The following is a 26,223-nucleotide window of genomic DNA, read 5'->3' as shown; positions in this document are numbered from 1 at the left end:
GATTCTTGCGATTCAGGCCAGGCGCTCCCTAACCATACGGGCGCGTAAAGCATCCCGCTGCAGGGGCTCCATGTCCTCGCCAGCGTGCAGCATGAGCGTCGCCGGCTGCGCGTCGTTGAGCAGTTCGCCGATAACATCCAGAGACAGCCCTTCGATAACACGAACGGCAATCCCGACCCGTACGTTGGAAATCAGCGCCATAAACTCGTCGTGGGACAATAGCCGCGCCGTTCTGAGCAGGCCCAGCGATCGCCAGACCCTATCCTCAAAATGCGGGTTTTGGCTGAGGCTTTCCCGGGAGACCCGTTCCTGCCGGATAATCTGCGAGGCGATGCCGAGGAGGTTTTCAATGGCGGCTTGTTCGGAAATTCCCAGCGTCACCTGGTTGGACAACTGGTATAGGGCGCCTTCCGACTTGCTACCCTCTCCATAAATGCCCCGGATCGTCAAGCCTAGCTTGGAAACGGTGTTGGCCAGCTGTTGGATGGCGTTATGCTCTTGAAGGGCGGGCAGGTGCAGCATAATGGAGGCCCGCATGCCGGTACCTAGATTGGTGGGGCATTGCGTCAGATATCCCAGGCGGTCGTCAAAGGCAAAATGCAAGGAGGCGTCTAGGCGGGTATCCAGTTCATCCGCCTGCGCATACGCCTCTTCCAACGCCAAGCCGGCCCGCAAGACCTGCAGACGCATATGATCCTCTTCGTTGAGCATAATGCTGACGCTTTCGTCCTCGTTGAGCAATAAGCCGCTTCCCGGCTCGCACCGGGCAAATTCCGGGCTGATCAGATGACGTTCCACCATCGACTGCGCCTCCATCGGCGCAATGTTTTCCATGGGACTGAACCGCAGCGGGCCGGCCGCCGCTTGAAGCGTTTTCTCAAAGATATCCATAACCTGCCGACGCTGCTCGGGTTCCATGCTGCCGGGGAAAGGATAGTTCTCGATATTGCGGGCCAGCCGCACGCGGGTGCTGATGACCACGTCCCCTTCCGGCCCACTGTGCTGATACCACTTATTCTCCATCGTGTCTCCCCTCCTCCAGCGCGCGGATGCTGTCCCGCAGCTCGGCGCATTTTTCATATTCCTGGCTGGCGATGCTTTCCGCCAGCTGCTTTTTCAGCACATCCAGCTCCCGTTCCTTTTTGGCCTCTTCCCCAGCGGCTACGGGCGTTTTGCCGGTATGGCGCGTTTTGCCGTGGATCCGGCGGATCGAGGGGAGAAGCTGATCGTAAAAGGTGGTGTAACAGGCCGGACAGCCGGCTTTGCCGTTTTTCGCGATATCGCCGAAGGTGCTCCCGCAGCATTCGCAGCGAACGGTGTCGGTTTTTTCTCGGACAGCCGGTTCCGCGAACAGACTGCCCCAGAAATTCCCCAGATCCAGACCAAGGCCGTCCCACACGGTGTTCAGGCCCTGCTTGGCGGCGCAAGCGGCACAGAGATGCAACTCTGTGGTTTTTCCATTCATCGTTTTCTTCACATGGGTAGTCGCCAGATTCTTGCCGCAATTCTGACAGGTCATACACAGTCCCATCCTTTCTCTATAACGCCGCTGCGGCCAGCATTTGTTTCATCACTGCCGCCCGCAGTCTATCCCGTTGTTCAGCCGGTATATCCCGGTACGCTTTGTCCGACAGGGCCGCCGCCATAATCCGCGCCTGCTCGGTTGTCAGACATTTCTCGTATAAAAGATTCTCCAATATAGCCTGGGCCGAGCCGGCTGCCAGTTCTTCGCCAATAGCGTTCAACGTATGCATCATCGGCGCGGCCGTGCTTTGGTATCGAACACGCTGAACGCGGATATACCCGCCGCCGCCCCGTCGGCTTTCCACGATGTACCCTTTTTCCGGCGTAAATCTGGAGGTTAATACATAACTGATTTGACTGGGAACACAGCCCAGCTCTTCCGCCAACGTGTTTCGCTGCAGCTCCGCCGTGCCGTTTCCGGTACGTTCCATTACACCTAAAATATAGGCGGCGATCGCGTCGCTTATACACATATTCCTATCAACTCACATTCCTGTCCCGTCATTTATTAATCCTTTTGCTTATTTTAGAGTATAATCAAAAGGTCAACAAAAGTCAAAGACTAAGAAAGTCTAACATCGTCGAAGGCAGTCTTTTTTTCTGTGTTACCTTGAAACATCACACGATTTCTTCTGTTTTCTTCGGATTTCAAGTCGTTACGGGGGCACAAATCCTTCCAGTTTCATCATATGGGTAGGGGACCGTTTTTATCCGTGGGCGCTCCCGTAAGATTCCGTAACCACTCCCCTGCTCGGTACATAGTATAGGGTGTAAGCGATGAAAGGAGGCGGCAAGATATGTGCCTGAGAAATTTGTTTGGCGGTAATGACTGCACCTGGATCCTGTTCATTATCATCGTCCTGTTGCTCATCGATAACGATGACTGTGGCTGCGGCGGAAGCTGCGGCGGTTGTGGCTGCGGCTGCTAACCTCCTACAGAAAACGCCCGGCGCGGAAAACCGTGCCGGGCGTTTTCTTTTGTTGACAGACGGTTCCGCTATGGCTATAATGTAAGGGAAAAGGACTACCACATCATGGCAGGAGGTATCCTATGAAAGACGACAAAATAAACGGCGCCTCCGCAAGGCCGGAAGAGCCACAGGATGATTTTGAAGTGCGGGAACGGAAAAGATGGACATTTTTCGGTCTCCCCTTCACGTTTACCACATATACCCTGACCCCTAAAAAGCTGACCGTTCAAACGGGGCTGTTCACCACGGCAGAGGACGATATTCTATTGTTCCGGATCATGGATACCTCCTACCGGCGGACCTTTATACAAAAGCTTTTCGGTCTGGGCAATATTCTAGTGGCCTCCTCCGATCACAGCATTCCTGAGCTGATTATTCGCAACATACGGAATGCGAAGGAGTTCAAGGATCTATTGGACGAGCAGGTGGAAAAGGAGCGGTTTCGCATGCGGTTTCGCTCCGGCGAATATGTGGGGATGGAATCGGAAGGCTGTGACGATGATTTTCATGGTCATCCGGGAACCTAATAAAATCAACCGTCTTCGGTCTTAGGATCGAAGGCGGTTTTGCTTTCGGCAAAATTCTTTAAATCGCGGCTCCGACTGTTGCGCACCGGCATCCGCTCGTTTATAATGGAAACGGATGTTTTACGCTTAGGAGGGGGAGCTATGAATAAGGATAAGCGGCGGCTTGGCGATCGGTATGATGGCAGGAGGCTGCGCCGTACGCCGGCTTTTTTTACGGTGATGCCGCATATTATGAAGAGGCGGTCGGACAGCATCGTCCTGTTTGATGAAGTAATCGATATTGAAAACCTGGAAAAATACGTGCGAAGGAAACGAAAGGAGGACAATTTGCCGGGCTTCTCCACCTATCATCTGTTCATTGCGGCGGCCGTTCGGATGATCACGCTGCGGCCCTGGCTCAATCGGTTTGTGATTGCGGGTAAGATCTATGCGCGCACCAATCTGACGGTTTCCATGTCTATCAAGCGGGGGCTTAATCGAGACGCGGAGGAGACCACCATTAAACCGGAATTCTCCCCCACCGATACGTTGTATGATGTATATCGTAAAATCAACGACGCGATTACGCATGAGGTCATGGACAGCACGGTGGAGAACGATACCGACATGGTAGCCCGGATTCTGAACCGTTGCCCGGCTTGGCTGATACGCGTGATTGTGAATTTGGTTAACGTGTTGGATCACTGGGGATTGATGCCCAAGGCGCTGAACCGCTTGAGCCCTTTTCATACGAGCATCTATATTACCGACGTCGGATCTTTGGGGATCGGCCCGGTCTTTCATCATATATACGATTTCGGCACCACTTCGGTTTTCATGGCTATTGGAAAAAAGGAGACAGAGCTAATCCGCGGATCCGACGGCTCGCTCGAGGATAAGAAGGTAATCCGGCTGCGCTTTACGGTGGATGAGCGTATTTGCGACGGATACTATTACGCGGAATCCATCCGCTCCATGAAACGCATGCTGAAAAACCCGGAGGTTCTCGAACAGCCTCCGGCCAGCACACCGGCTGATGCCTGGATTTGAAAAAAGGCGGGACGTGACTTGTATGGTCACGCCCCGCCTTTTTACAGGAGTCCTACTAGATTAACAGCCAATGTACCGAACTGATACACCATAAAAGAAACAATCCAGGCCACTACCGTCTGGAACGCAACAGTACCAAGCGCCCATTTCCAGGAATTCATTTCCCGTCGGATCGCCGAGAAAGCGGCGACACAGGGCATATACAACAGCACGAATGTCAAAAAGGACAGAGCTGCGACCGGTGTGAACACTCCTTGCAGGATGCTGTACATGGCGGCATCGCTGATGGGGTTAAATAGGATGGTCAGGGTTCCCACCACCGCTTCCTTAGCCACCAAGCCGGCCACCAGGGCAACGGAGGCCTGCCAGAAGCCAAAGCCCAGCGGGCTGAAGATGGGGGCGATGGCCTTGCCGATAGAGGCCAGCATACTGCTGCCTGTTTGTTCCGGCGACAGCATGTTCAGATGAAAGTCAAAGGATTGAAGGAACCAAATGACAATGGAGGCGGCCAGCAGGATAGTTCCCGCCCGCACGGCAAAGTCCTTGACCCTCTCATACAGATGCATCCACAAGGTTTTGAGCGTGGGCAACCGGTAGGGCGGCAGTTCCATGACAAAAGGGGAATGCCCGCCCTTCAGCACCGTCTTTTTAAGAATCATCGCGCAGACAATGGCAACAAGCAGCCCCAGGGCATAGATGCCGAAAACCACAAAGCCGCGGTACTTCGGAAAGAAAGCCGCGATGAACAACGCGTAAACCGGCATTTTCGCCGAACAAGACATAAACGGCGTCAGCATGATGGTCATACGCCTGTCCCGTTCATTCTCCAGCGTACGGGCCGCCATGACGCCGGGAACCGAACACCCGAAGCCCATCAGCATGGGAACAAAGGAGCGGCCAGACAAACCGGTCTTATGCAGCAGCTTATCCATAATAAACGCGGCCCGCGCCATATACCCGCTGTCCTCCAGGATAGAAAGGAACAAAAAGAGTAACAGGATCTGCGGAAAGAACGAAACGATGGAGCCGACGCCGGTGATTACCCCGTCACAGACCAGGCTGACGGCCCATGGAGATGCGTGCGCCGCCTGCAACCCCCTTCTGGCCCACTCGGTGAATATATCGATAAGACCGGTGAGCCCATCCGTCATCCAGGTGCCCAACGGGCCGAAGGTGATGAAAAACACCAAAACCATGATGCCTACGAAGACAGGCAACGCCAGATACTTATGCGTGGCGATGCTGTCGATGCGATCGGACAGCGTCAGTTCTCCTGGGGCTTTCAAGTGCGTCACGCACTGTTCGCAAATCTGACAGATAAATTTGTATTTTTGATCCGCGATGATCATATCGCGCTCGACGTACTTGGCCTCCAAATCGCGCACGATCTCATCGATCAAATGGGCCTCTCCGTCTGAAAAGTTCAGTGCTTCAATGGTGGGGGCATCGTCGTCAATGATTTTGACCGCCGACCAACGCAGGGCCATGCCCGTTTTCATGCACTTCGGTTCTATAATATCTTCAATGCGCAGGATGGCTTCCATGACGGCGGTGGAGTAAATTTCATCAATCACGTGGGTGGAAAGGTATTCGGAAGCGTGATGCTCCCGCCTGTCGTGGAGTTGATGCTTAATATACGGGTTGCCGCCATGCTTGGCGTCGATCCGTTCGGCCAGCCGCATTTCGTCGAAGGCGGATAAAGTCTGATGGCCGCGCTCTACGCCGTCATGATGAGCCCGGTCAATCAATTCCTTAATGCCACGGCCCCGGCTCGCGGAAATTGGTACAACCGGAACCCCCAGCATGTGCTCGAGCTTCTGCACATCGATTTCCACCCCGCGGCTTGCCAGCATATCCATCATGTTCAGGGCGATAATCATAGGACGGCCAAGCTCGGCTAGCTGTAAGGTTAGATAGAGGTTTCTCTCGATATTCGTGGCGTCCACCACATCGATAATCACATCGGGGTGCTCATCCAATATGTAATTCCGGGTGACCATCTCCTCGGCAGAATAGGGCGACAATGAGTAGATGCCTGGTAGGTCCACAACCGTTACATCTTCGCCGTGGCTTTTTAACTGGCCGCCTTTCTTTTCCACGGTCACGCCCGGCCAGTTACCGACATATTGGTTGGAGCCGGTTAATTCGTTGAACAGAGTAGTTTTGCCGCAGTTCGGATTTCCCGCCAGCGCGTAGGTCGTACTCATCAGCGTGCCTCCCCGTTGTCCGGCAAAACCCATATTTCTTTCGCTTCCGAGCGTCGGATGCTGAGTTCGTAGCCTCGCACATTGATCTCCAAGGGGTCGCCCATCGGCGCGGCCTTACGCATGATAACAACAGCACCGGGGGTAATCCCCATGTCAATGATCCGCCGCCGTAAAGCGCCGGAGCATCCCAGTCCTGTCACAATGGCCTTTTCGCCGATTTTCAAATCGTTGACCGTTTTCTCCAAACTGAGTCTCCCTCTTTCTCCCCTGCTCCCATCCCGGGGGTGTCCCTTCCATATATACGAGAAAAGCAGGACAAATATCCCGAGTGTTAGTCTTTGCTAATTTTAGCATGTTCCATTCGATTCGTCAATATTGAAATTGTGTGGCAATATGCCACATCTCTGCCACTCTTACATTTTTTCCACATATAATCCGTTGACAATTTAGACAGAAATTGGTACTATAAAAATGTCGGCGAAAATCGACAAAATCAAACAAACGCAGAAGCGACCAACGCCCTGTTCTGCGAAATGTTAAATGGAGGAAATAACATGAAATCAACCGGTATCGTCCGCAAAATTGACGGCCTTGGCCGCATTGTCTTGCCTATTGAACTGCGCCGTACCCTGGAAATCGGAGACAGCGATTCTCTCGAGATCTTCATCGAGGATAACACCATTATTCTGAAAAAGTATCAGCCCGCCTGCGTGTTCTGCGGCAACGCCAAAGACATCAGCACGTTCAAGGGGCGGAACATCTGCCCCGCCTGCGCGGCGGAAATCGCCCGTAAACTGTAAACTTAGCCTGTCTACCAAAAGCGGAATGTCCTTAACGAAGAAATATGAAAACCAAATAGGATACAGATGCAAGGAACCGTCGAGATGCTATAGCACGACGGTTCCTTGCGATCTATACGCTTCTATTTTTTGCAGAGAGCGTTATGTTCTCCGCCGCCTTAACAAATCTCAGCACATCCTCCGGCGCATGAAAGCTGTAAAGAAGTCCAAAAGGAATACTATAATCCCAATTGACAGGGATAGAGACAAGACCAGGATGAACTTCCTGCCAACATTCAATCGTAAGCAGAACATTTCTGGTCTCTGCACAGCGGTTAAATACAGATAAATCATAAAAGTAAGGCGTGTCTTCAATATGAATCTGCGGGTGATTTTTTTCCAAATCATTGCGTATGAAATCATTTACACCGGAATCTCCCGCACTCACCATCATAAGTGTTTCGCCGTATAAATCTTTGATATCAATACGGCTTTTCGATGCAAGAGGATGTTCTCTTGATACCGCAATCATTTTTTTGTATCTCCCAAGCGGCAGAAAATGGCATAAAGACAGCCACACCTTGGAATCACATACGCCAATTAAGAAATCAAATTTTTCACCCAACTTTTCGATTTCCGACAAAATGCCCTCGTGATTATCTTCAAAAGGAACGAGATGCAGCTTGTAGTCAGGAAAACTTTGATTTACCTTGTACCACAAATCCATAAAAGGCTTTGCGGGATTGAGCAAAGATGTACCAACGCAGAAGGTGGTGTCATAGGTATGCATGGCGGTATTTGCGGCGGCAATGGACTTTTTTGAGTAATCGATCATAAACTTTGCGTCACGGTAAATTACCTCCCCTGCCGGCGTTATATGTACGCCTGACGGAGTTCGTTCAATCAGCTTTAAGTTTAGATGGCTTTCAAGCGCGTTCATCTGTTTCATAACGGCAGTGGGTGAAATATACAGATGCTCCGCCGCTTTGGTAAAGCTACCGTAGTTGCTGACGGCTATAAAAGTATCAAGCATAGGATTATACATAGGATACCTCCAAACGCTAGTATAAACTTTAAGTTTATACTACGATAACATATCGGATATTCTGTGTCAAGGATTTCTATGTTATGCTTTTAGCAGAAACGGATGGAGGTATTGAAATGTCGAAAAAGTTGATTGCTTTTTATTCAAGAGCCGATGATAACTATGTAAACGGACTGATTAAAACCTTGGAAGTCGGCAATACGGAGGTTGCAGCGGGTATAATCAAAGAGTTGACAGGCGCTGATTTGTTTAAACTCGAGCAGTTGAAGCCTTATGCAAGAGATTACAACGAATGTATCGCACAGGCGCAAGCTGATCAGCGGCAGAACGCACGTCCCGATTTGAAAAGCTTCCCGGAAATGCTCGACGAATATGATGTGATTTATTTAGGCTATCCAAACTATTGGAGTACCATGCCTATGGCAGTATTTACTTTTCTGGAGCATTTTGATTTCAGCGGAAAAACAATCAAACCTTTCTGTACCCACGAAGGCAGTGGTCTGGGCAGCAGCTTAAGCGACATCAAAAAACTGTGTCCTGCCGCAAAGGTTGAAAAAGGTCTTGCCATTCACGGCGGCAGCGTAAAACGGTCGAGAAAGGATATTGAAAAATGGGTTCGGGAGGATTTGCTATGAATATACCGGAAGTGAGCCTATTCCCTATAGGAGGAGCAAACGAAGCTTTTGCACAGTATTTTATCGGGCAGAGCTATTTGAATATGCTATCCACAGAGCAGGTCATTATCGGCAATGTAACCTTTGAGCCGAAATGCCGCAACAACTGGCATATCCATCATGCGGATAAGGACGGCGGTCAAATGCTGCTTGTTACCGCAGGAGAAGGCTGGTATCAGGAATGGGATAAGCCGGCAAGAAAGCTGAAAGCCGGAGATATCGTTCACATTCCGGCAGGGATAAAGCACTGGCACGGTGCGTCGGCTGACTCATGGTTTCAGCATTTAGCAGTCGAAGTGCCGGGTGAGAATTGTGGGACGGAATGGTGCGAGCCTGTTTCCGATGAAGAATACGATAAACTGAAATGAGGTGTTGTTATGGCGAAGGTAACAGCAGGAAGAGACGAACTCGGCACATTTGCCCCGAAATTTGCCGAGGTGAATGATGATATACTCTTCGGCGAGATTTGGTCGAGAGAAGATAAGCTGTCCGCAAGAGACAGAAGCATCGTTACGGTGACGGCATTGATGGCAAGCGGAATTTTGGATAACTCCTTAAAGTTTCACTTATCAAATGCGAAAATTCACGGAGTAACAAAAGAAGAAATTGCGGAAATTCTTACACATGCGGCTTTTTATGCAGGCTGGCCAAAGGCTTGGGCGGCACTGCGTATGGCAAAAGAGATTTGGGAGGGATAGCCAAATGAAACGTGTATTGATTATTTCTGCAAGTCCGAGAAAAAACGGCAATTCCGATATACTGTGTGACAGATTTGCCAAAGGCGCGGCCGAAAGCGGTCATAAGGTAGAAAAGATATTTCTGGCATCAGAGAATATCGGTTACTGCCGTGGCTGTGGTGTGTGCAACTCCACGCACAAATGCGTTCAAAAAGATGATATGGCAGAAATTCTTGACAAAATGGTAACGGCTGATGCGATCGTTCTTGCCACACCTGTCTATTTCTACACGATGGACGGACAGATGAAAACCTTCATTGACCGTACCGTTCCGAGATACACGGAAATTACCGATAAGGATTTTTACTTTATTATGACAGCAGCTGACACCGAAAAAGGAAACCTTACCCGTACTATGGAAGCGTTCCGCGGTTTTACGGAGGATTGTCTTGCAGGAGCGAGAGAAGCGGGGATTATCTACGGCATCGGCTCTTGGAAGGTCGGAGAGATAAAAGACACTCCGGCTTACAACGAAGCCTATGAAATGGGAAGGAGCATTTTATGATGGAATATGTAACATTATCAAACGGTATAAAAATGCCAATTTTGGGCTATGGCGTTTATCAGGTAACAAAAGAAGAATGTGAGCACTGCGTGCTGGATGCCTTAAGTGTGGGGTACCGACATATCGACACGGCACAGTCGTATTTTAACGAGGAGGAGGTCGGCTCCGCTATTGAGAAATCCGGAGTGCCGAGAGAAGACATCTTCCTTACCACCAAAGTGTGGATTGAACATTATGGTTATGAGCAGACAAAGGCTTCCGTGGCGGAGTCTCTTCGCAAGCTGAAAACGGATTATCTGGATTTGGTACTACTGCATCAGCCGTTTTCCGATGCTTACGGTGCGTGGAGAGCACTGGAAGAATTATACGATGAGGGAAAAATCCGCGCGATCGGAATCTCCAACTTTTATGCCGATCGTATGGTCGATTTTGCGTCTTTCAACCGCATCAAACCTATGGTCAATCAGATGGAAACGCATATTTTCAATCAGCAAAAAAATTTAAAAGAGTGGGCTGACAAGTATGATATCCGTTTGGAAGCTTGGGCGCCTTTCGGGGAGGGGCGCGGAGGCACATTTGACAATCCGGTCCTTTCGCAAATCGGTGAAAAGCACGGAAAATCAGCGGCACAGGTTATGCTGCGCTGGAATATTCAGCGCGGAGTGGTTGTGATTCCGAAGTCAACACATATCGAGCGTATGAAGGAAAACTTCGCCGTTTTTGATTTTGTGCTGTCAGAGGAAGAGATGACCACCATTGCGGCTTTGGATAAAAATGAAAGTTCCTTCTTCTCTCATCAGGACCCATCCATGGTTGAATGGTTTGTAGGCATGGTTGAAGAAAGAAAAAAACATCAGGACTGCAGCAAAGAGAAAAAAAGCCGGTAAGACATTTATAAATCAGAATAAAAAGATAACGGAGGCAGCCGTGATGAAATTAAATTTAACACAGGAATGGGATAAAACCTATCCTAAAAGCAATAAAGTAAATCATAGCAAAGTAACATTTCATAACAGATACGGAATTACACTTGCGGCGGATATGTATACGCCGAAAAATGCTCAGGGTAAGCTTCCGGCAGTTGCGGTAAGCGGACCTTTCGGTGCAGTTAAGGAACAGGCATCCGGATTGTATGCACAAACGATGGCAGAGCGAGGGTTTCTTACGATTGCCTTTGACCCGTCATTCACGGGTGAAAGCGGCGGTAAACCGAGATATATGGCTTCTCCCGACATCAATACCGAGGATTTTCAGGCAGCGGTTGATTTTCTGTCCATACAGGACAATGTAGACTGTGAAAGAATTGGAATTATCGGCATATGCGGTTGGGGTGGTCTTGCACTAAATGCGGCGGCGATTGATACCAGAATCAAAGCCACTGTAACCTCGACCATGTACGACATGAGCCGTGTAAACGCGAAAGGCTACTTTGATTCTGAAGATAGCGAACCAGATCGTTATGAAAAAAGAAAGGCATTAAACGCTCAACGAACAATAGAATACAAATCCGGAACTTATGTGCGTGGGGGCGGTGTCGTGGATCCGTTGCCTGAAGACGCGCCATTTTTTGTAAAAGACTATTACGATTACTATAAAACCGAACGCGGTTATCACAAGCGTTCTCTCAACTCCAATGAGGGCTGGAATATTACAGGCTGTATGTCCTTTCTGAATATGCCGATTTTACGGTACAGCAATGAAATCCGCGGTGCAGTGCTGATGATTCACGGAGAAAAAGCACATTCCTGTTACTTCAGTAAGGACGCCTTTTCCGATATGATGAGAGATAGCGCTTATACAGATAACAAGGAGTTAATGATTATTCCTGATACAGTGCATACCGATCTATATGATGGCGGTAAAAAAAGTGCAATTCCCTTTGACAAAATAGAACAGTTTTTCAAAACAAATTTGAAATGAAAAGAAAGGAGTAGTAAAGAAAACTTACTATGAAAAAATTATTTTCAATCATTATGAGCATTTTGCTTATAGTATCTCTTACTGCCTGTGGCAGTCAAAACGCGGATCACTCCGGCGGCCAATCCGGGACTTTGGAAAACCTGCAATCAGGCAGCGGAAATGCTGAGGCGGAAATGCCTTCAAATGAAGCTTCTGGCAAAAAAACATTAGTTGTTTACTACTCTGCAACAGAAAATACCAAAAAAGCCGCCGAACATATTGCTTCTGTGACAGGTGGCGATCTGTTCGAACTTGTACCTGTAAAGCCTTACAGCCGTGAGGATTTGAATTGGAACGATGAAAACAGCCGTGTTGTTTATGAATACGAGCACCCCGCGGAAAGAAAGGTTGCCCTGACAACCGTAACGGTTGACAACTTCGATAAATACGATACCGTGTTCATAGGTTACCCTATTTGGTGGGGAATTGCTGCATGGCCTGTTAACGGTTTTATTGAAGCAAATGATTTTACAGCAAAGACAGTAATCCCTTTCTGCACATCGGCAAGCTCCGGTTTAGGCGATAGCGGAAAGTTGCTCAAGGAAGCGGCAGGAACCGGCAACTGGCTTGAAGGCAAGAGATTTTCTTCCGGGGTATCGGAAACAGAAGTTTCCGAATGGATACAAAATCTCGATTACTGATTATTATCCACTATGCGTTCCAGCTTCCCAAGCAAAGCGGAATGCCTGCCGTAGAAGTCCTCACCAACCCCACAGCAAAAGCCGCATAAAAAGCAGTAACCGGAAGGCATTTTGTCTTCCGGTTACATACTGTCCTCTATTCTCCGTTAAGAACATCGCAGAAAAGCAGATGGGCTTTTCGTTTTCCATTCAGATGGTATCGTCATCGTCATCCGGACGCGCGTCTTTCTTGTAAATCCGCCTGCCGCGTTTCAACTCCTGCTCATTGTACTGCTTAGGCAAAACGCGGGCCGGTTTCTTCTCGCCAGCCCCCTCTTCCTCTTCGTCCTTCACAGTACGGCCGGTATCCTGGAACACTGGCGCTTCCTCGTCGGCTGTATCTTCTTCGTCCTCGATGTTCAACGCCCGTTTGGCGTCTTTATCCTCACCGGGATGCTCCTTATAGTAAGGATCGATCATGTGTTTCTTAATAAGGGGAAATACATTATATTGAATCAGCAACGAACGGAATGCCGGAAAAATCAGAATGTACAGGAAAAGAACGATGGTAATCCCGATATAGCCAAGCCCCCAAATCAGAAGGAAACCCACGGCATAGCAGAGGATAAGCACCAGGGAAATAAGCAGATTCCGTTTAAGGCCGGCAAAAGCAAAAATCAGGCTGTTTTTAAACACCTGCTTAAGGGAAAGCTTGAAGGTGATGATCATCATGGGAATATAATATTTCATGAACGAGAAGACGATAAAGACCATGAAAATGACGGCCAGCAGGATATACTGAATAATCCCGGCTTCTTCCGCGGCCGCGTTGGCGTTGAAGAACCAGATATCAAAGGCAATCAGCACGCTGAGTATGACGTTGATTATGCCGTAAGGCAGCGCCTGTTTCCAATTCTTCTTGATAGTGTCAAAGAAGTCGCCGGAAACGAAAGCGTGTTTCTCTCGGGCAAAATTCCGGGTGATATACGTCATACCCGCTTCCGCCAAGCCCATGGTAAGAACCGGCAGGGAAATCAGAACATATAAGAGATTGACGCAGATAAGCTTCCAGAATTTGCGAAAGAAAATTTCAAAAAAGACAATAAAGCCTTTTTTCTTCGGGGCATTTTTGTCAATGCCCGGTCCTTCCTTGCTGTAGTCAAACAAGCCGAAAAATCCCGCCACTGCTATCAAACTCCTTGTGCTTGAAAATTCCTGCCGCTGACAGCGGCAACGATTCAGGTAAACCAGGAATAACACGCCAGCCGCAGACATACATCCACCACACCCGCGGCAAAAGCCAGACCGAAAAAGACCAGAAACCGTACACAGTAAAGCCGGAAATCCAGCCACAAGCCACCGCAATGCGCGTTGGGAAGCAGCTGGCCGCTGAGCAAAAGAGACATCCGCAGAGATTCGGAACAGCCCATAAGCAGCGCGGTGGCCGCAATCAAGGTGCGCGGTACGACCAACAGCGCCACAAACAAAATGCCCGGCCGGCCGGCTCCGTAGTAATAGGCTTCAGTCAGCCCCACTCCCAGACCGAAAAAGATGGGAACCAGCACCGTGACCGGTGCTCCATATGTGGACAAACCGGCCAGAAACAGCGCCAGCAGCAGAACAAACGTCAGAAAGCAAGAAGAAAACAGAACCGACATGCCCCCCTGAAAGCCCCCTTGAATCGCGGGGATATCCAGCATAAGAGACAGCTCATGCTCCATAGAGGCGTGCGAAACCGTAAATATCAGAACGCCGCCCAATACCCCCGCCAGAAACACAGCCAGAAATATCAGCAGACGACGGTTCTGTTCAAAGAATTCCTGCAGGGTCAGGCCGGGGGTGCTATGGGTTGTCCGGTTCATATGTAATTCCTCCCACCATCATATCACAAAATACTATGCAGGGAAAGAAGAAAATATGAACAGGACGGCATTTGGAAAAATCTTGCCGTTTTTTGTCGATGCTATTCGCAGGCAACGGCCTGCGCTGCCTCCATGACCTCCGCAGTCCCCAAGGCCGCCTTAATCATCAAAGCGCATTCCAATCGCTTTTTCTCCAATTCACAGGAAAGCGTATGCGCGCGAAGGATGTCTCCGGCATATTGCAGATTGTTCGCGTTGCAGCCGCCTGAACAATAGAATTTCGCCCAGCAGGAACGGCAGCTTTCTTTTTGATAAACCGTTGCCTTTGCGAAACGAGCCTTTTGTTCCAGGTCATATTCGCCGGTCAGAACATTCCCCATCTGCCATTCCGGCTGGCCCACGAACTGGTGGCAGGGGAATACGCCGCCATCCGGATCCACCGCCGCATATTCGTTGCCGCAGCCGCAGCCGCGCAGCCGCTTGATGGCGCAGGGGCCTTGATCCAAATCCAGCATAAAGTGAAAGAAATTAAAGCAGTGGCCGGCTTTTTTCTTTTCCAGAATCACTTTGGCCAGCTTATCATATTCCTCGAACACACGTGGCAGATCCTCTTCCCGGATGGAAAAGGGCAGGGACGGGTCACTGACTACCGGTTCCACAGATATCTGATCAAAACCGAGGGACGCCATATGCAGCACGTCTTCGGTAAAATCCAGGTTTTCCTTGGTGAAGGTTCCCCGGACATAATAATCCTTATCCCCCCGCTTAGCCACAAAACGCTGGTATTTCGGCACTATGCCGGCGTAGCTTCCCTTGCCGCCCGCATTCGGACGCATAGCGTCATTGACTTCTGGACGGCCGTCCAGAGATAAGACCACGTTATTCATCTCACGGTTAAGGAAGTCCGCGATCTCGTCCGTGAGCAGCACCCCGTTGGTCGTCATGGTAAAGCGGAACACCTTGCCGTGCTTTTTCTCCAGGCTGCGGGCATAAGCAACGGTTTCTTTGACCACATCGAAATTCATCAGAGGCTCGCCGCCGAAGAAATCCAGTTCTAAATTGCGCCGCCCGACGGATTTGTCAATCAAAAAATCAATGGCGGCTTTAGCCACTTCCAGACTCATGACTTTTGGCGTGCCGCCGTATCCCCCCTGCCCCGCAAAACAGTAGCGGCAGCGCAGGTTGCAGTCGTGGGAAACATGCAGACACATGGCCTTCAGCGGAGAAGAGACCATCCTATCAGCAAACTGCTCATAATCGTCCGGGCTGAACAGCAGGCCGTCGGTATATAGCTGATACAGCTCCTCGTACGTCTCCCGAATGTCGTCTTTGGGATAGTCCGCGTCCAAGCCGTCGTAAACGGTGGCCGGACAATCCGCCGTCATGTCCGCGGAAAGAAAACCGGCTATCCGATATGCTAGTTCATCCACCACATGGACGGCACCGCTGTGCACGTCCAGCAGGATATAATATCCATTGTTTTTAAATCTATGTATCATTCTATTGCCTCTCTTTATACAGCGAAACAGGGCGGATATCCTCCGCCCTGCTGAAATCTGAACTGGTGCAGGTTTACTTCTCACACTTCTGATTGGCAACGGTGCAGGAAGTTTTGCACGCCGATTGGCAGGAAGCCTGGCACTCGCCGCAGCCGCCCTTGGCCGCAGTATCCTTCAGATTTTTTTTGTTGATGGTTTGAATGTGTTTCATGGAAATCTCTCCTCCAAATTAAAATTCCTAATGTTTGCGTGAGTTCACGCCCAGAATGCCGCCGATCGCACCGCAGCCAATGAGAATGAACAGCTTAGCGACCGCAAAAGAACCGCGCACCTCTTTCAGCACCGCAAATCCCGCAACCAACACCAACACAAAAAGAATCAGTCCGCAGGCGGCGCCGAAAAGCAAGCCCTTTTCCTTGGCAATTTTCGCGGCAACGATACCGCCGACAAAAGCGCCAACCGCTGAAGCGACAACAGCCAAAGGTGTTATGGCCGCCTTGGGAACATCCACCGCCGCAATGACAGCCGCCATCAGCAGCAGCAAAAGCAGGCAGACGACGGCCCCCATACAGGCGCCTACCAAGACCGGACGCAATATTTTTTTCACCATGGCTGTATCCTCGCTGCGAGATTTCATATCTATCCCCTCCGCCATATTCATCACCATATGGTACATGCATATGTGGCGAAGAAAATATTTATGACCGTAAGGCCGGAAAAGCCGGGAAACCCCTGCATTCCTCCTTAAGATACGCGACAGGCGTTAATCAATCGTCGTCATCATCATCGTCATCGTCATCATCCACGATGTCGTTCGGATCGTGGATCGTATCGACGGTCTGAATGGCCCACTTTTTAATGGTCATTTTGTTGCGATCCGCGCCGGTCTCAATAACAAGAGAATCTTCCTTAATATTAAGAACACGGCCGCAGATGCCGCCAATGGTGGTGATTTCGTCACCGACGCGCATGTTATTACGCATCTTCTGCTCTTCTTTTTGCTTTTTGCGCTGCGGACGTATCATAATGAAGTACATCAGCACTACAATCAAAACAATCGGTCCGAACTGGATCAGCATCAGCAGAGCCGAGTTCCCAGCAGACTGCTCCTGAGCGGTCGTCGTGGCCGCTTGACCGGCCGCCAGTATAGCGTGCAAATTCAAATACAGCACCTCCTAAAAATCTTTTCTATTATAACGAGTTTTTCCAGAGTTAGCAAGTAAAATGAAAAAAATTTACAAATTATATCCGCTTGTCCAACACACCGATCAATTTCCTGTACAGTTCGTTGAATTTTCCCTGCTGCAGGCTGTCTCGAATCCGTTCCATCAAGGTGTTGTAAAAGTAAAGATTATGCATTACGCACAGCCGCATGGCCAGCATTTCATCCGCCTTGAACAGATGGCGGATATACGCGCGGGAATGACGGCGGCAAGTGGGACAATCGCATTCTTCGTCAAGCGGCGCCATATCCCGTTCGTATTTCTGATTGAGCATATTTCGATGGCCGCTCCAGGTGAAAACGTGGCCATGGCGGGCGTTACGAGCCGGCATGACGCAGTCAAACAGATCCACGCCCCGGAAAACGCCTTCCAATATGTTTTCCGGGGTGCCCACCCCCATGAGATACCGCGGCTTGTCCGCCGGCATATGAGGTTCGACGGCCTCGATGATCCGATACATGTCGGCGGCGGGTTCCCCCACGGCCAATCCGCCGATGGCGTAGCCGTCCAAACCCATGGCGGCAATTTCCTGCATATGGGCCACTCGCAGGTCCTCATACGTGCAGCCCTGGTTGATGCCAAACAGCATCTGATGGGGATTAAGCGTATCCGGCAGACTATTCAAATGCTGCATTTCATTCCGGCAGCGCCGCAGCCAACGGGTGGTGCGGGCGCAGGAATCCTTGGCATACGTATAAGCAGCTGGATTTTCTACGCATTCGTCAAAAGCCATGGCGATGGTGGAGCCCAAATGCGATTGAATCCGCATGCTTTCCTCCGGCCCGATGAACAGCTTGCGCCCGTCCACATGGGAAGCAAAATGCACGCCCTCTTCTTTAATCCGCCGCAGCTTGGCCAGGGAAAAGACCTGAAAGCCCCCGCTGTCGGTCAATATCGGTCCGTCCCAGCCGGTAAACCGATGTAGTCCCCCCAGCTCCCTGACCAATTCGTCTCCCGGTCGAACGTGCAGATGATAGGTGTTGCACAGCTGCACCTGGCATTTCAATTCCTTCAAGTCGAAGGCGGATACCGCCCCCTTAATAGCGCCGCAGGTGGCGACATTCATAAAAGCCGGCGTCTGAATAACGCCGTGCGGGGTTTCAAACGTGCCCAGCCGGGCACGGCCGTCGGTTTTCTGAATATGCATGTGATGTTCCCTTCCCATTTGCCTTATTGAAACAGTTTCTCCGGCAGGCGAATGTCGTCCAAGGGGATTTTATCCCAGGAAAACAGCGGCAGCACTTCCCGCAGGCTCATGGCCTGGGGCTGCGACAGCAATCCCGCTGTATAGGCCAGCCGTCCCACGATATCCTCCGCGCCATAGCCCCTTGTCCGCAGCGCGTCCAAATCCAAATCCCGATCTCTTTTGGATAGCCGCCTGCCGTCGGAAGTCAACAAAAGCGGAAGGTGGAAATACGAGGGCGGCGGCGCGCCCAGCAATCGAAACAGATACAGCTGCCGCGGTGTGGAAAGCAGTAAGTCCCGCCCCCGTACTACCTGGGTAACTCCCATAGCGGCGTCGTCCGCCACCACAGCCAGCTGGTAGGCGAATACGCCGTCGGCTCGTCTAACAATGATATCGCCGCACTCAGCGGCCAGATGCTGCCGGCACAGGCCGTAATGGCCGTCTGAAAAAGAAACCGTCTCGTCGGGCACCCGCAGCCGCAGAGCGGGCGTTCGTGATTTCATCTGTTCTGCAACCGTTTCTGCCGAAAGGTGCCGGCAGCGTCCATCGTATACCGGCTCGCCGTCCGACGCGTGCGGGGCTGTGGCGGCGTGCAGCTGAGCACGGGTGCAAAAGCAGGGGTATATCAGTCCGCGGCTTTGCAGCTTGTCCAAAAGCTCTTGATAAAAAGTGGTTCGTTCGCTTTGATAATAGGGGGCATGCGGCCCGCCCCAGCTTCCTCCCGCGTCCCAGTCAAAGCCCAGAAAGCGAAGATCAGCCTCCAGCTGATTGGCATACTTCTGCGGAGAGCGCGCCTTATCTAAATCCTCCACCCGCAAAAGAAACTGTCCGCCTTGTGAACGGGCGGACAGCCAAGCCAGCATGGCGCAAAGCAGGTTGCCGAGATGCATACGACCGCTTGGTGTCGGCGCGAAACGCCCCACAACCGGATTTGCCATCTCCCCCACTCCCCGCCTTTGCCAATCGTTTCCTTTCTATTGTAGAGTTTTGTTATATTCCTGTCAAGTGTTTTACAGTCGCTAGTTTTGCAGAGCGCGATACGCGCTGTCCAGCAGATCACCGCCGCTGTCATGAGGCAGGGACCAAGCGCCTACCCCCGCCAGCCCCTTCTGGCGGGCCAAGCGAACCTTGGCAGCAATGGAAGCCGGATCGTCATATGAGATAAAGGTGTTGTTGCCATATAGATAAGGGACGCCTGTTTCCTTGTGTTCAAACCGGGAATATCCCGCTTTATCAATATATCCCTTGACCAATTGCGCATACCCCAGAGACGAGGCGGACGAAAAGCGGCTGTAAAGGCCATTACCTTCCTTTGAAACCCCCTGGTATTTGTACCCATAAAACGGCATGCCCAGCACCAGCTTGGACGCGCTAGCTCCCCGGCGCAGATATAGATGGATCGCATCGTTTACGCTGTTTTGATAGTGCGGCGTGCTGCCGGAGGGCGTGTATAGCGGAGCGTTAAAGTCAGCGAATGTGTCCCAAGGGCCGTGCATATCGTAGCTCATAAGAAAAATATAATCGACCAGCGGAAGAATACGGGTCAGCTCGATGCGATCTAAATAGCTGGAGGAAACCGCCCCCGCAATAGTAAGCAGATAGGATTTCCCATCTTTTCTTCCCTGCGCGTCCAGTTGTTCCCGCAAGGTCTGAAGTAAAAGAGTAAAATTCTGTTTGTCCTGCGGTCGATTATGATTTCCTGCCATTCCGCCGGACACGGGATATTCCCAATCCAAATCCACGCCGTCAAATCCATGTTCCCGAATAAAAGCCACGCAGCTTTGCGCAAAGGCTTTTCGGCTGTTCGCGGTGGCAGCGGCATCGGAAAAGTATCTGGAATAATCCCATCCGCCAACGGAAATAAGCGTTTTCAAATGGGGATGTTTTGTTTTTAGCTGACGCAACTTTTCAAAGTTGCGCCGGTCTGTAACCGGATCGGCCAAAGTAATCGTCAGCGTCTTCGGATCGATCTTAGCAAAAGCATACGGAATATGTGTCAGCTTATTTGCCGGTATTTTATCCGGCGTATAACCGGTTCCCGCGGACCAGCCGGTGTAGTAGCCTACCATTAAGCTCTTGGAGGGCGCTACAGCTGCCGGCGGCTTAGAAGTAGCGGTAGGTTTTCGGTTGGTTGAGACGGTGCTCTTTGAAGTCGCCGCGGTGGTAGAGGACTGCTTGCTGAAGGACGTTGACTCCTGACCAATTTGTTGCGAAGTCTGCTGGGAGATACTTTGACTCGGTTGCGTGGAGCTGGCGCTCGATTCGCTTTCCGCTGTTGTGGGCGAATTTTCTGTAATCGTGGTCGTGTTTTCCGGAGAGGGAGTCGTCGCGGCCAGTTCCGCGCCGCAGCCCATCATAAATGTGGGAATAAACATTCCTATGATTGCCCAAAAGGCAACATATCTCCATCTATTCATATACCATCACCCTTTGCAAATACTCGATGTCCGCCACTATCATAACAAAGGTAGAATCACTGATACAATGAATAAAAATTGGCAAGGAAAATCCAAGAAAATGGGTTGAAAAAAGCTGTAACCTCCGACTCCAGTTCTTAAGAAAAACCATTTGGGGTTGACCGACGCCAAAAGCACGATATAATAGACATGTGTTTTTGTAACTCATGTAAAGAGAGGATTCATTATGGAAAAGGATTCCGTCAAAAGCGTGTCGTCCATCTTGCGCGTTTTGTTCCGTGTCATTCAGGGAGCCGTTATCGGTCTGGGGGCGGTTCTTCCTGGTATCTCAGGCGGTGTACTCTGCGTTGTATTCGGTATTTACAAGCCAATTATGGAGCTCCTTTCTCATCCGCTTAAAAATTTTAAAACCCATGTGCCGAAGCTGCTTCCGGTCATCGTTGGCTTGGGCGTGGGGTTTATGGGGATAGCCAATTTGCTGTCGTTTTTCCTGGAGAAATATCCGGCGCCTTCAGTCTGTTTGTTCGTGGGGCTCATTGTCGGCATGATGCCCTCCCTGTTTCGTGAAGCCGGTGAAAAGGGAAGAAGCCAGGGCTCTTTCATCTCCATGGGCATTGCCATGGTTGCTGTGTTCGCCCTACTGCTTGGCCTGCAGTTTTCTTCTGTGCAAATTACCCCCAACTTCGCCTGGTATCTTTTCTGTGGTTTCTGCCTGGCTTTGAGCGTCATTGCTCCGGGTATGAGCTTTTCCACCCTGTTGATGCCGCTGGGACTTTATACGCCCTTTGTGGATGGTATCGGCCATTTAAACATGGGGGTTTTGCTCCCCGGCGGCTTAGGGGCACTGATTACAGTCATTCTTTTGGCGAAAGCCGTCAACGCTCTGTTTGAACGGTATTACTCCTTGGCTTTTCATGCCATTATCGGCATTGTAATTGCGGCAACAGCCATGATCATTCCATTTCAAAGCTTTGCCATCTCCGTTGGGCAATGTGTCGTCAATGTGCTCTGTCTGGCGGTTGGCATTATCGCCGCTCTGCTGCTTGATCGTTTTAACAGGAACGTCACGAAGACAAGTGAATAAGTAGCTGATTTTAATGAGTTTTATAAGAAGGCCCCGGAAGTTTTTACTTCCGGGGCCTTCTAGCTTTTGTTGCAGATTATAGGATCAGCATGGCATCTCCGAAGCTGAAAAACCGATAACGTTCCTGGACAGCATGCCGATAAGCAGCCATGGTGTTCTCGTAGCCCGCAAAGGCGCTGACCAGCATGATCAGCGTACTTTCTGGCAGATGAAAATTAGTCAACAGTCCATCTAGCACTTGAAAGGAATACCCTGGATAGATGAAAATATCCGTCCACCCTTCCGCCGGCCGTATTTTCCCGTCCGTTAAACCCACGCTCTCCAATGTCCGGCAGCTGGTGGTGCCTACGGCGATGACCCGCCCCCCGCTTTCGCGCGTCCGGTTGATGACATCGGCCGTGGCGGCGGAGAGTTCATAATGCTCCGCATGCATTTTGTGGTCCGTGATATTTTCCTCTTTTACAGGACGAAAGGTTCCGAGCCCCACGTGCAGAGTTACAAAAGCCACCTCGACGCCTTTATTCCGGATAGCCTGCAGCAGCTCCGGCGTAAAATGCAGCCCTGCCGTGGGCGCGGCAGCGGACCCCAATTCCCGGGAATATACCGTTTGATAACGCTCCTTGTCCTCCAACCGTTTGGTAATGTAATGCGGCAGGGGCATTTGTCCGATATTCTCCAATAGATTGTAGAAATTCCCGTCGTAGTGGAACTTGACCAGGCGGTTTCCGTCCTCTACCACTTCCAGAACCTCTGCCTCCAATAGACCGCCGCCAAAGGTCAGCACATTGCCCGGCTTCGCCTTACGCCCCGGACCGGCCAGCACCTCCCAAACGTCGTTTCCCTTCGGGCTGAGCAGCAGCAGCTCCACCGCGGCGCCGGTTTCCTTCCGCTGTCCGTAGAGCCTAGCCGGCAAAACCCGGCTGTCATTGAGTATTAAACAGTCGCCCGGCCGCAAATACTCGAGGACATGATAAAACTGGGTGTCTACCAATTCGCCTGTGTCCTTATCCATCACCAGCATCCGAGAATGATCCCGGGGCTCCGCCGGTTCCTGTGCGATAAGCTCCTGAGGCAGGTCGTAATAAAATTCATGGCGTTGCATAATCCATTCCACGTCTTTCTGCTGCAAATTTTATGAGTTGCTGAATTTCCTGTCGGAGGACAGATTCCAATTGACATTCCCGAGTACGAATGCTACAATGATAAAAAATACCTATGTTGAATATACCGGAATAGAGGAGCGTTCGATTATCAGTAGGCTGTGTGAGGCGCCGCGCCAACGATCACAGCAGAAAGGAATCAACGCCGAAGGAGGAAGTCCCACGGCAGGACGACCGCCTGGCTGCAGGGTGAATAACTGTGCGGCTGTCATCATACACTATGGTGGAGTGCTATTCGCTTGAGGAATTGCCCCTCAGGTCAACGCTTTCTATTATACGTCGATGACAGCCGGTTTTCAACCGGTTTTTTTATTACTCTTTTTAGGAAATATGGGTGCGCGCAGCCTCTCGGCGGCGTTCCCTTATTCGGAAAGGATGCAAGCGAATGAAAACGTACAACGTCGGCATTGTGGGCGCCACAGGCATGGTAGGGCAGCGATTTGCCACCCTGCTCGAAAACCATCCTTGGTTTCGTGTGAAGGTGCTGGCCGCCAGTCCTCGTTCCGCAGGGAAAACTTATGAGGAAGCGGTGGGCAGCCGTTGGGCCATGGATGTTCCCATGCCTGCTGCCATGAAGGATATGGTTATCCGGGACGCTTCCAAGGTGGAGGACGTGGCGAAAGACGTGGATTTTGTTTTTTGCGCCGTCGACATGCCCAAAGCAGAAATCAAGGCGCTGGAAGAGGCTTATGCCAAGGCGGAATGCCCGGTGGTATCCAACAACAGCGCCCATCGCGGCACACCGGATGTCCCCATGATCATTCCGGAATTGAATCCTGAGCATGCGGAAATCATCCCGTTTCAGCGTAAACGCCTGGGCACCTCCCGCGGGTTTATTTCCGTCAAATCCAACTGTTCACTGCAAAGCTATGTTCCAGCCCTCTTCCCGCTTTCCAGCTGGGGAGTCAGCAAGGCGCTGGTTTGTACCTATCAGGCCATTTCCGGCGCCGGAAAGACCTTTGCCAGCTGGCCGGAAATGGTGGACAATATGATTCCGTATATCGGTGGCGAAGAGGAGAAGTCGGAACAAGAGCCCTTGAAAATTTGGGGCAAGATACAAAATGGTGCGATTGTCCCCGCCACGTCTCCGGCTTTCACGGCGCAGTGCCTGCGTGTGCCGGTTTCCAACGGACATTTTGCCGCTGTGTATTGCAGCTTTGACCGTAAGCCCTCCAAGGAAGAGATTCTCACGGCCTGGAAATCCTTCCGCGGCCGGCCGCAGGAGCTGGAGCTTCCCAGCGCTCCCAAGCAGTTCCTCCACTATTTTGAGGAGGACAACATGCCTCAAACCCGCCTGCACCGGGATTTGGAAGGCGGTATGGCCATCTCACTGGGGCGTCTGCGCGAGGATACGCAGTATGACTACAAATTTGTCGGCTTGTCCCATAACACGCTGCGCGGTGCAGCGGGCGGCGCCGTTCTGCTTGCCGAACTGCTGTGTGCAGAAGGGTATATGGCCTGATTTTGATAAGGAGGCGTTTGACTGTGAGCAAAACGACCATTTTTACCGGGGCCGGAGTGGCGATCGTCACTCCCATGAATCCAGACGGCAGCGTCAATTACGAAAAATACCGGGAGCTTATCGACTGGCAGATTGAAAATGGCACCGACGCCATCATCACCTGCGGCACCACCGGCGAATCCTCTACCCTTGGACACGAGGAGCATATCGCCGTCATGCGCACGGCAGTGGAGCAGGCGGCTGGCCGGGTGCCTGTTATATCCGGGACGGGCTCCAACGACACCGCCTACTGCATCGAGTTGTCCAAAGAGGCGGAGGCCTTGGGAGCCGACGGGCTTCTCCTGGTCACGCCGTATTACAACAAGGCGTCCCAAAAAGGGCTGATTCTGCACTACACCGCCATTGCCGACGCCGTCAACCTGCCGATTATTCTTTACAATGTTCCATCCCGCACCGGGGTGGAAATGAAACCGAAAACCATTGCGGAGCTGGCAAAGCACCCCCGTATCGTCGGCGTCAAGGAGGCTAACGGCAACATCTCCGCCGCGGCGCAGGTTGCCGCCCTGTGCGATATCGATATGTACTCGGGCAACGATGATCAAATCGTTCCCCTGCTGTCCTTGGGCGGTAAGGGTGTGATTTCGGTGCTGTCCAATATTCTCCCCCGCCCGACTCACGATATTTGCGCCAAATGGTTTGCCGGCGATGTGCAGGGAAGCCGGGATTTGCAGCTTCAGTATCTGGAGCTGGCCAATGCCCTGTTTACCGACGTCAATCCCATCCCCATTAAGGAAGCCATGAATCTGATGGGCATGCAGGTCGGCGGTTGCCGGTTGCCGCTGTGCGGCATGGACGATGCCGCGCGGGAAGCTTTGGCGGCGGTTCTGCGGAAATATCATTTGATGGCCTGATACGGCCTTACTGAACGCCCGCCGGACAACCGACGGGCGTTTGCATAAGAAAGGATGTGCTAACTATGACGCGCTTAATTCTAAGCGGCTGCAACGGCAAAATGGGCCGAGTCATTACCTCCTGCGTGGAGAGCCGCTGCGACTGTACGATTGTAGCCGGTTTTGATATCAACACGGAAAGCCATGCTGGCTATCCTGTTTACGCCAATCCTGCCAACTGCAACGCCGAGGCGGACGTACTCATTGATTTCTCTCACCCCTCTGCGTTGGCCGGAGTTCTGGCCTATGCGCAGGAACATCGGATTCCCGCGGTTATCGCCACGACAGGCCTGTCCAATGAACAAGTCGAGGAAATCAAAACGGCCGCCTCGGTTATTCCGGTGTTTTTCAGCGCCAATATGTCTCTGGGGATCAACCTGCTGATGGAATTGGTTCGTAAAGCCGCCGCTGTTTTGGGCAACGATTTCGATATTGAAATTCTGGAAAAGCATCATAATCAGAAGCTGGACGCTCCTTCCGGTACGGCCTTAATGCTGGCGCAGGCCGCCTCCGACGGTGTGGATTACCATCCGGAGTTCGTATATGAACGGCATTCCGTGCGCAAAAAAAGAGATAAGACTGAAATTGGCATTTCCGCCATTCGCGGCGGCACCATCGTGGGAGAGCACGATGTGATTTTCGCCGGCCGGGACGAGGTGTTGACGCTTAGCCACGCTGCCATGTCCAAGGAGATTTTCGCGGTCGGGGCACTGAACGCCGCCCTCTTCCTTCACGGCCGTCCCGCCGGGTTTTATTCCATGACGGATGTTGTCAATGCGGTATAAAGCAATAAAAAGGAACCG

At 51.3% G+C, this 26,223-nt stretch carries 31 protein-coding genes and 1 riboswitch; of the genes, 15 read left to right on the top strand and 16 right to left on the bottom strand.

Going from position 1 to position 26,223, the window contains the following annotated elements:
• Nucleotides 1-12: 12 nt before the first annotated feature.
• The 3 genes from ACSAMM_RS05175 to ACSAMM_RS05165 are packed head-to-tail and all read right to left on the bottom strand — an operon-like array spanning nucleotide 13 to nucleotide 1,997.
• Nucleotides 13-1,023 (bottom strand): protein arginine kinase, encoded by a 1,011-nt coding sequence (locus ACSAMM_RS05175; protein WP_178721580.1) that lies wholly within the window; start codon nucleotides 1,021-1,023, stop codon nucleotides 13-15.
• Nucleotides 1,013-1,519, bottom strand: a complete 507-nt coding sequence (locus tag ACSAMM_RS05170) for a UvrB/UvrC motif-containing protein (RefSeq protein ID WP_178721582.1) — start codon at nucleotides 1,517-1,519, stop codon at nucleotides 1,013-1,015. Before ACSAMM_RS05170 ends, ACSAMM_RS05175 begins: the two co-directional genes overlap by 11 nt.
• A 19-nt stretch (nucleotides 1,520-1,538) precedes the next feature.
• Nucleotides 1,539-1,997 carry a CtsR family transcriptional regulator gene (locus tag ACSAMM_RS05165; RefSeq protein WP_178721584.1) on the bottom strand — a complete coding sequence of 153 codons (459 nt, stop codon included), beginning with the start codon at nucleotides 1,995-1,997 and terminating at the stop codon, nucleotides 1,539-1,541.
• A 324-nt stretch (nucleotides 1,998-2,321) separates the two neighbouring features.
• Here ACSAMM_RS05165 and ACSAMM_RS05160 point away from each other — a divergent pair, with 324 nt between their 5' ends.
• From ACSAMM_RS05160 to ACSAMM_RS05150, 3 genes are all read left to right on the top strand, one after another.
• Complete coding sequence (locus ACSAMM_RS05160; protein ID WP_457790229.1) at nucleotides 2,322-2,453, top strand: hypothetical protein; 132 nt, start codon at nucleotides 2,322-2,324, stop codon at nucleotides 2,451-2,453.
• Between the two features lie 122 nt (nucleotides 2,454-2,575).
• The gene (locus ACSAMM_RS05155) at nucleotides 2,576-3,022 is read left to right on the top strand and encodes a PH domain-containing protein (RefSeq protein WP_178721586.1); all 447 of its coding nucleotides are present in this window, start codon (nucleotides 2,576-2,578) and stop codon (nucleotides 3,020-3,022) included.
• Nucleotides 3,023-3,163: 141 nt separating this feature from the next.
• The gene (locus ACSAMM_RS05150; protein WP_178721588.1) at nucleotides 3,164-4,051 is read left to right on the top strand and encodes a 2-oxo acid dehydrogenase subunit E2; all 888 of its coding nucleotides are present in this window, start codon (nucleotides 3,164-3,166) and stop codon (nucleotides 4,049-4,051) included.
• A 41-nt stretch (nucleotides 4,052-4,092) separates the two neighbouring features.
• Here ACSAMM_RS05150 and feoB read toward each other — a convergent pair whose 3' ends face one another.
• Both feoB and ACSAMM_RS05140 read right to left on the bottom strand, forming a co-directional pair.
• Complete coding sequence (gene feoB, locus ACSAMM_RS05145) at nucleotides 4,093-6,261, bottom strand: ferrous iron transport protein B (RefSeq protein ID WP_457792153.1); 2,169 nt, start codon at nucleotides 6,259-6,261, stop codon at nucleotides 4,093-4,095.
• Entirely contained in the window at nucleotides 6,258-6,503 is a 246-nt protein-coding gene (locus ACSAMM_RS05140) for a FeoA family protein (RefSeq protein ID WP_457790227.1), read from the bottom strand. Before ACSAMM_RS05140 ends, feoB begins: the two co-directional genes overlap by 4 nt.
• Before the next feature lie 309 nt (nucleotides 6,504-6,812).
• Here ACSAMM_RS05140 and ACSAMM_RS05135 point away from each other — a divergent pair, with 309 nt between their 5' ends.
• The gene (locus ACSAMM_RS05135) at nucleotides 6,813-7,058 is read left to right on the top strand and encodes an AbrB/MazE/SpoVT family DNA-binding domain-containing protein (protein ID WP_457790225.1); all 246 of its coding nucleotides are present in this window, start codon (nucleotides 6,813-6,815) and stop codon (nucleotides 7,056-7,058) included.
• A gap of 112 nt (nucleotides 7,059-7,170) precedes the next feature.
• Here the strand turns inward: ACSAMM_RS05135 and ACSAMM_RS05130 are convergent, their stop codons facing one another.
• A complete protein-coding gene (locus ACSAMM_RS05130) occupies nucleotides 7,171-8,082 on the bottom strand; it encodes a LysR family transcriptional regulator (protein ID WP_457790223.1) in 912 nt (303 codons plus the stop codon).
• 83 nt (nucleotides 8,083-8,165) lie between these two features.
• Between ACSAMM_RS05130 and ACSAMM_RS05125 the strand changes: the two genes are divergently transcribed.
• The 7 genes from ACSAMM_RS05125 to ACSAMM_RS05095 are packed head-to-tail and all read left to right on the top strand — an operon-like array spanning nucleotide 8,166 to nucleotide 12,598.
• The gene (locus tag ACSAMM_RS05125; RefSeq protein ID WP_457790221.1) at nucleotides 8,166-8,717 is read left to right on the top strand and encodes a flavodoxin; all 552 of its coding nucleotides are present in this window, start codon (nucleotides 8,166-8,168) and stop codon (nucleotides 8,715-8,717) included.
• Nucleotides 8,714-9,124, top strand: a complete 411-nt coding sequence (locus tag ACSAMM_RS05120) for a cupin domain-containing protein (RefSeq protein ID WP_457790219.1) — start codon at nucleotides 8,714-8,716, stop codon at nucleotides 9,122-9,124. The genes ACSAMM_RS05125 and ACSAMM_RS05120 overlap by 4 nt, the downstream gene beginning before the upstream one ends.
• A gap of 9 nt (nucleotides 9,125-9,133) precedes the next feature.
• Entirely contained in the window at nucleotides 9,134-9,454 is a 321-nt protein-coding gene (locus ACSAMM_RS05115; RefSeq protein ID WP_457790217.1) for a carboxymuconolactone decarboxylase family protein, read from the top strand.
• A gap of 4 nt (nucleotides 9,455-9,458) precedes the next feature.
• On the top strand, nucleotides 9,459-9,998 hold the full coding sequence (locus ACSAMM_RS05110) for a flavodoxin family protein (protein ID WP_457790215.1): 540 nt from the start codon (nucleotides 9,459-9,461) through the stop codon (nucleotides 9,996-9,998).
• Nucleotides 9,998-10,885, top strand: a complete 888-nt coding sequence (locus ACSAMM_RS05105; protein WP_457792151.1) for an aldo/keto reductase — start codon at nucleotides 9,998-10,000, stop codon at nucleotides 10,883-10,885. The genes ACSAMM_RS05110 and ACSAMM_RS05105 overlap by 1 nt, the downstream gene beginning before the upstream one ends.
• 43 nt (nucleotides 10,886-10,928) lie before the next feature.
• Nucleotides 10,929-11,918 (top strand): alpha/beta hydrolase, encoded by a 990-nt coding sequence (locus ACSAMM_RS05100; RefSeq protein ID WP_457792150.1) that lies wholly within the window; start codon nucleotides 10,929-10,931, stop codon nucleotides 11,916-11,918.
• Between the two features lie 29 nt (nucleotides 11,919-11,947).
• The gene (locus ACSAMM_RS05095; protein WP_457790213.1) at nucleotides 11,948-12,598 is read left to right on the top strand and encodes a flavodoxin; all 651 of its coding nucleotides are present in this window, start codon (nucleotides 11,948-11,950) and stop codon (nucleotides 12,596-12,598) included.
• Nucleotides 12,599-12,787: 189 nt separating this feature from the next.
• On the opposite strand, the gene ACSAMM_RS05090 is transcribed toward ACSAMM_RS05095, so the two are convergent.
• From ACSAMM_RS05090 to ACSAMM_RS05050, 9 genes are all read right to left on the bottom strand, one after another.
• On the bottom strand, nucleotides 12,788-13,930 hold the full coding sequence (locus tag ACSAMM_RS05090; RefSeq protein ID WP_457790212.1) for a YesL family protein: 1,143 nt from the start codon (nucleotides 13,928-13,930) through the stop codon (nucleotides 12,788-12,790).
• Nucleotides 13,816-14,439, bottom strand: coding sequence for a hypothetical protein (locus ACSAMM_RS05085; RefSeq protein ID WP_457790210.1), 624 nt, complete (start codon nucleotides 14,437-14,439; stop codon nucleotides 13,816-13,818). The genes ACSAMM_RS05090 and ACSAMM_RS05085 overlap by 115 nt, the downstream gene beginning before the upstream one ends.
• A gap of 101 nt (nucleotides 14,440-14,540) precedes the next feature.
• Entirely contained in the window at nucleotides 14,541-15,938 is a 1,398-nt protein-coding gene (scfB, locus tag ACSAMM_RS05080) for a thioether cross-link-forming SCIFF peptide maturase (RefSeq protein WP_457790208.1), read from the bottom strand.
• Between the two features lie 73 nt (nucleotides 15,939-16,011).
• Complete coding sequence (gene scfA / locus ACSAMM_RS05075) at nucleotides 16,012-16,149, bottom strand: six-cysteine ranthipeptide SCIFF (protein WP_457790207.1); 138 nt, start codon at nucleotides 16,147-16,149, stop codon at nucleotides 16,012-16,014.
• Nucleotides 16,150-16,176: 27 nt separating this feature from the next.
• Nucleotides 16,177-16,575, bottom strand: a complete 399-nt coding sequence (locus ACSAMM_RS05070) for a TIGR04086 family membrane protein (protein ID WP_457790205.1) — start codon at nucleotides 16,573-16,575, stop codon at nucleotides 16,177-16,179.
• Between the two features lie 130 nt (nucleotides 16,576-16,705).
• Entirely contained in the window at nucleotides 16,706-17,101 is a 396-nt protein-coding gene (gene yajC, locus ACSAMM_RS05065) for a preprotein translocase subunit YajC (RefSeq protein ID WP_457790203.1), read from the bottom strand.
• Nucleotides 17,102-17,180: 79 nt separating this feature from the next.
• Nucleotides 17,181-18,308, bottom strand: coding sequence for a tRNA guanosine(34) transglycosylase Tgt (tgt, locus tag ACSAMM_RS05060; RefSeq protein WP_457790201.1), 1,128 nt, complete (start codon nucleotides 18,306-18,308; stop codon nucleotides 17,181-17,183).
• 23 nt (nucleotides 18,309-18,331) lie between these two features.
• Nucleotides 18,332-19,285 carry a tRNA glutamyl-Q(34) synthetase GluQRS gene (gene gluQRS / locus ACSAMM_RS05055; RefSeq protein WP_457790200.1) on the bottom strand — a complete coding sequence of 318 codons (954 nt, stop codon included), beginning with the start codon at nucleotides 19,283-19,285 and terminating at the stop codon, nucleotides 18,332-18,334.
• Nucleotides 19,286-19,366: 81 nt separating this feature from the next.
• Nucleotides 19,367-20,764, bottom strand: a complete 1,398-nt coding sequence (locus ACSAMM_RS05050; RefSeq protein WP_457790198.1) for a glycoside hydrolase family 18 protein — start codon at nucleotides 20,762-20,764, stop codon at nucleotides 19,367-19,369.
• Nucleotides 20,765-20,990: 226 nt separating this feature from the next.
• On the opposite strand from ACSAMM_RS05050, the gene ACSAMM_RS05045 reads away from it, so the two are divergent.
• Nucleotides 20,991-21,848: a DUF368 domain-containing protein gene (locus ACSAMM_RS05045; protein WP_457790196.1), complete on the top strand. Its 858-nt coding sequence runs from the start codon at nucleotides 20,991-20,993 to the stop codon at nucleotides 21,846-21,848.
• Nucleotides 21,849-21,924: 76 nt separating this feature from the next.
• On the opposite strand, the gene queA is transcribed toward ACSAMM_RS05045, so the two are convergent.
• Entirely contained in the window at nucleotides 21,925-22,950 is a 1,026-nt protein-coding gene (gene queA / locus ACSAMM_RS05040; RefSeq protein WP_178724592.1) for a tRNA preQ1(34) S-adenosylmethionine ribosyltransferase-isomerase QueA, read from the bottom strand.
• 123 nt (nucleotides 22,951-23,073) lie between these two features.
• Nucleotides 23,074-23,250: riboswitch (Lysine riboswitch) on the top strand.
• A 143-nt stretch (nucleotides 23,251-23,393) separates the two neighbouring features.
• Between queA and asd the strand changes: the two genes are divergently transcribed.
• The 3 genes from asd (at nucleotide 23,394) to dapB (ending at nucleotide 26,205) form a co-directional block, all read left to right on the top strand.
• On the top strand, nucleotides 23,394-24,470 hold the full coding sequence (gene asd, locus ACSAMM_RS05035) for an aspartate-semialdehyde dehydrogenase (protein ID WP_457790194.1): 1,077 nt from the start codon (nucleotides 23,394-23,396) through the stop codon (nucleotides 24,468-24,470).
• Nucleotides 24,471-24,544: 74 nt separating this feature from the next.
• Nucleotides 24,545-25,381: a 4-hydroxy-tetrahydrodipicolinate synthase gene (gene dapA / locus ACSAMM_RS05030; RefSeq protein WP_457792149.1), complete on the top strand. Its 837-nt coding sequence runs from the start codon at nucleotides 24,545-24,547 to the stop codon at nucleotides 25,379-25,381.
• A gap of 65 nt (nucleotides 25,382-25,446) precedes the next feature.
• Nucleotides 25,447-26,205, top strand: a complete 759-nt coding sequence (gene dapB, locus ACSAMM_RS05025) for a 4-hydroxy-tetrahydrodipicolinate reductase (RefSeq protein ID WP_178724596.1) — start codon at nucleotides 25,447-25,449, stop codon at nucleotides 26,203-26,205.
• The last annotated feature ends 18 nt before the right edge of the window (nucleotides 26,206-26,223 follow it).

Source organism: Anaeromassilibacillus sp. SJQ-5, from assembly GCF_054108045.1.
The sequence above is the reverse complement of the archived record's forward strand: the minus strand, read 5'-3'. Positions and strand labels throughout refer to the sequence as shown.